Origin of the sequence: Fibrobacter succinogenes (assembly GCF_902779965.1) — a bacterium.
Lineage (GTDB): Bacteria > Fibrobacterota > Fibrobacteria > Fibrobacterales > Fibrobacteraceae > Fibrobacter > Fibrobacter succinogenes_F.
In genome coordinates, this window is sequence record NZ_CACZDK010000068.1 from 1 (window position 1) to 4,055 (window position 4,055).

General features: G+C 48.4%; 4 protein-coding genes and 2 pseudogenes. 4 read left to right on the forward strand and 2 right to left on the reverse strand.

Going from position 1 to position 4,055, the window contains the following annotated elements; all coding sequences use genetic code 11:
- Positions 1-283 (reverse strand): annotated as a pseudogene (locus HUF13_RS17000) (hypothetical protein); the annotation flags it as partial.
- A gap of 115 nt (positions 284-398) precedes the next feature.
- Here HUF13_RS17000 and queC point away from each other — a divergent pair.
- The 3 genes from queC (at position 399) to HUF13_RS17015 (ending at position 2,206) form a co-directional block, all read left to right on the forward strand.
- Positions 399-1,052 carry a 7-cyano-7-deazaguanine synthase QueC gene (gene queC / locus HUF13_RS17005; protein ID WP_173476214.1) on the forward strand — a complete coding sequence of 218 codons (654 nt, stop codon included), beginning with the start codon at positions 399-401 and terminating at the stop codon, positions 1,050-1,052.
- 1 nt (position 1,053) lies between these two features.
- Positions 1,054-1,383 (forward strand): 6-carboxytetrahydropterin synthase QueD, encoded by a 330-nt coding sequence (gene queD / locus HUF13_RS17010; protein WP_173389959.1) that lies wholly within the window; start codon positions 1,054-1,056, stop codon positions 1,381-1,383.
- A 148-nt stretch (positions 1,384-1,531) separates the two neighbouring features.
- Positions 1,532-2,206 (forward strand): radical SAM protein, encoded by a 675-nt coding sequence (locus HUF13_RS17015; RefSeq protein ID WP_173476215.1) that lies wholly within the window; start codon positions 1,532-1,534, stop codon positions 2,204-2,206.
- 111 nt (positions 2,207-2,317) lie between these two features.
- Here the strand turns inward: HUF13_RS17015 and HUF13_RS17020 are convergent, their stop codons facing one another.
- On the reverse strand, positions 2,318-3,376 hold the full coding sequence (locus HUF13_RS17020) for an MBL fold metallo-hydrolase (RefSeq protein ID WP_173476216.1): 1,059 nt from the start codon (positions 3,374-3,376) through the stop codon (positions 2,318-2,320).
- Between the two features lie 458 nt (positions 3,377-3,834).
- Here HUF13_RS17020 and HUF13_RS17025 point away from each other — a divergent pair.
- Positions 3,835-4,055: pseudogene (locus tag HUF13_RS17025) on the forward strand (phosphoenolpyruvate carboxykinase); the annotation flags it as partial.

Genomic DNA, 4,055 nt, shown 5'->3' on the forward strand with positions numbered 1-4,055 from the left:
CTTGAACGAAGAGAAAGCCAGCGTCATTAAGGCGCTGGCAGTAACAGCCCCTTCTAGGGGCAAAGCAAGCCACCCCTCTTAGGGGTGGCTTGTGACTTTTACTGCTACTTGAAGGGCGATTCCCGCTTGAAGCGGGAATGACAGAAGAAGAGGAGACTTTTTCAGAAGACGATGATGACTTTTCCACATCATCGTTTGCGGATGTACCGTTGTCGCCACCGCAAGCGACTAGGGCAATGGATAAGATAATGGATGCAATAATGCTGTACTTGAACTTTCTCATTCTAAACCTCGTCCATATACCCAACTTTTTTATTGAAACAATTTAGCAAAATTTCTATCTTTATCATTAGTCAGTTCGAAACCCATCCTGACTTTAAACAAAACTAGGAGATTTTATGAAAGACGCACTGCTGGTCTTGTCCGGTGGAATGGACAGCGTGACCTTGCTTTACGAACGTGCCGCCGATATTGCGCTAGCCGTTTCGTTTGATTACGGCAGCAATCACAACGACAAAGAAATTCCTTTTGCACGCATGCATTGCGAAAAGCTCGGGATTCCGCACATTACGATTCCGCTCAAGTTCATGCACGATTACTTTACGTCGTCGCTCCTTTCGGGTGCCGATGCCATCCCAGAAGGGACTTACGCCGATGAGAACATGAAATCGACGGTGGTGCCGTTCCGCAATGGCATCATGCTTTCTGTGGCGGCAGGGCTTGCCGAAAGCCGTGATCTCAAGCGCGTCATGATGGCGAACCACTTTGGCGACCATGCTATTTATCCGGACTGCCGCGAGGAATTTGTGAAGAACATGTCGGCGGCAATTTCGGCGGGCACATACGCAAACATCACGATTGATGCTCCGTACACGAACATTTCCAAGGCGGATATCGCTCGCAAAGGCAAAGTCCTCAGTTTAGATTATAGCGAAACTTGGTCGTGCTACAAGGGTGGCAAAATCCATTGCGGCAAGTGCGCAACCTGCCTGGAACGCAAGGCGGCTCTCGCCGAAGCGGGCATCAACGACACAACGGAATACGAGGCGTAATATGTACAGAGTTATCAAGCGTATTGAAATTTCTGGGGCTCACAAGCTCTCGCTCCCGTACGAAAGCAAGTGCCGAGGTCTGCATGGCCACAACTGGATTATCACGGTGTTCTGCCAGTCCGAAACGCTGGACGAAAACGGCATGGTGGTCGATTTTTCGCACATCAAGGAAATTGTCCACGGCAAGCTGGATCATCAATTTTTGAACGATGTGGTGGACTTTAATCCGACGGCGGAGAATATGGCGCGCTGGATTTGCGAACAGGTGCCGCATTGCTACAAGGTGCAGGTCCAGGAAAGCGAAGGCAATACCGTCGAGTACGAAGTTTAGCGGGTGAATCTAAAGCCTTGTTAAACAATAATCCCGCAATTAGTCATCCTGAGCATAGCGAAGGATCCAGTGAAGTTAAAAAAATAACTGGATTCTTCCGCCTACGGCGTCAGAATGACGCAATTGACGAGAGACTTTTTGAGTTTATATGAAAGTTTGCGAAATTTTTAAAAGTATCGAAGGCGAAGGCCTTCGCATGGGGCAGGCGGCTTCGTTCGTGCGTCTGCACGGCTGCAATTTGCGCTGCAGCTATTGCGATTCGATGTATGCTGTCGAAGGTTCAGATTTTTGGTTCATGAACGTGGGGGAGGTTCTCGCTGCGGTTGAAGAATATCGCGCAGAATCTGGCGTAAAATGCGTGACGCTCACCGGAGGCGAACCGCTGATTCATTCAGGCGTTGAAGATTTGCTCACCGCGCTTAGTGAAGCGGGCTTTGAAGTCAATGTGGAAACGAACGGCACGGTCCCTTGCAAATGGCGGTTGCCAGGGCTCTTCTACACAATGGACTGGAAATGCAAAAGCAGCGGCATGTCTGCCCAAATGAAGATGGAAAACATCGAAACGCTCGGTGAAAATGACGTGCTCAAGTTTGTTGTCGGAAGCGTCGAAGACCTGCAAGAAGCGGAAGACGTTGTCGCGCGACTCTCGCTAACGACTCCTGATAATATGCCGCACATCTTTGTGTCGCCGGTATGGGGCAAGCTCACCAACGAGCAAATAGTCAATTGGATGGTGGGTAGCAAGGTCATGACGCAAAACAACGCACGCTTCCAAGTGCAGTTGCATAAAGTCGTGTGGGACCCCGACATGCGCGGGGTATAGCAATAGATTGCTTCGTTTCGCTCGCAATGACGAGATGCACCTCTATGCGCGGGGGTTAAAAAATTATGGATCCCCTCACTTCGTTCGAGGATGACTAAGTGCAACTTGAGCTTAATCTAAATACACAGCTTCACCGATTTTAGGCATGAGCAAAGGCTTGCCAGATTCCTTGGCGGCCTTTTTTGCATTTTCCAGCGGTTCGTCGTAAGGGTGCTTACTCAGGCAAAACTTCGAATGGTGAACGGTCAAGTAGCGCTTGGCTCCAAGTTCCGTCATTTCGCGCCCCAAGAATTCCGGCATCGTATGCACTTGCGCCCAGTCCGGATTGTATTGCCCGTTTTCAAGAATCCCTAAATCGATATTTGGGAATTTCGTCCCGATTTTGGCGTAATGCTTTCCATAACCGCCATCGCCGCCAATCCAAATCGTGCGTTTGGGCGATTCATAGACAAACGAAGCCCAAAACGTCTTGTTTTTGTGCAAATCGCGGCCCGAGAAATGCCTTGCGGGCGTTGCCGTAATGCGGGTGCTGTCGCCAAGTTGCGCGTTTTCCCACCAGTCAAGTTCAATAAGTTTACTCACGGGGTAGCGCCAGTATTCCAGATGCGAGCCCACGCCAAGTGCGGTTACAACTTTCTTCACACGCGGTTCCATCTCCGTAACCACCTCATAATCCAAGTGGTCCCAATGGTCGTGGGTGATGACGAGAACATCGATGTCCGGCATGTCAACAGGCTTGTAAATGTCCGTACCCTTGAACATCTTATTGGCAAACTTGACGGGGGAACCTTTGTAAAATACGGGGTCCACCAAAATTTTTTTGCCGGAAAGATTCAAAAGGTATGACGAATGCCCAAACCAGACAATCCAATCCTTGTCGTTCGGGAGTTTTTTCAAATCGGTCTTAATTGCATGCAGAGCGGTATCTGGAACTGTGTTCTTCTTTTTGTTGAACATGAATTCGCGCCAGACTGTGAGCGTACTCTTGTTGCCGGTCATAAATTCCGTTTTTTCTTCGTTCACAAACTGCTTGCCATCGTAATGCGGGGACTTTTTGACGCACTCCAGGCGCTTGCCTTGCGGGAGTTTGCCAAAGCTCTCTTGGCTTAAAAACAGGACACCGGCATCGCCCAAAATAAAAAGGATTGTAAGAATAATCGTTGTAATCATAAATAAAACACCTAGATCCTTCGACAAGTGCCATTCGAGAAATTATGGTTCCCCTACGCTTCGCTTCGAGCGAAGACAGCTCAGGATGACAATTTTGTTTAATAATATACATTTGTTTCACGGCAAAATTTCTATCCGGATGTGCAGGTCTGCGGGCGAGTTACTAGTTCTAAGTTTTTAGGTACTAGGTAATGCCGTTCTTGAAAGGGTGGTGCCCGATCAAGTCGGGCATGACAATCATAAAACTTCCAACTTCCTACTTCCTACTTCCAACTTCTTACCGTCTACTTCCTACCGTCTACTTCCAACTGTCTACTTCCTACTGTCTACTTCCTACCGCCTACCGTTTACTAACCACTAATCACTAAAATCATTGACCAATACCCATATTTTTTGCTATCTTGTAGCGCGTTCGAAATATCTCGAAATCTAACACGTTAAACCAATAGGAGCTCATAATGAGTCTTACTCTTAACGATATCAAGCACCCGAAAATCAGTACTTGGGTGAATGAAATGATTGCCATGTGCGAACCGGACAACGTCGTTGTCGTCGATGGTTCTCAGGAAGAATATGATGCCCTCATGCAGAAGTGCGTCAAGGCCGGCCTCGCAACGAAGCTCGCCAAGAAGGAAAACTGCTACTTGTTCCGTTCTCTCCCGTCTGACGTGGCTCGCGT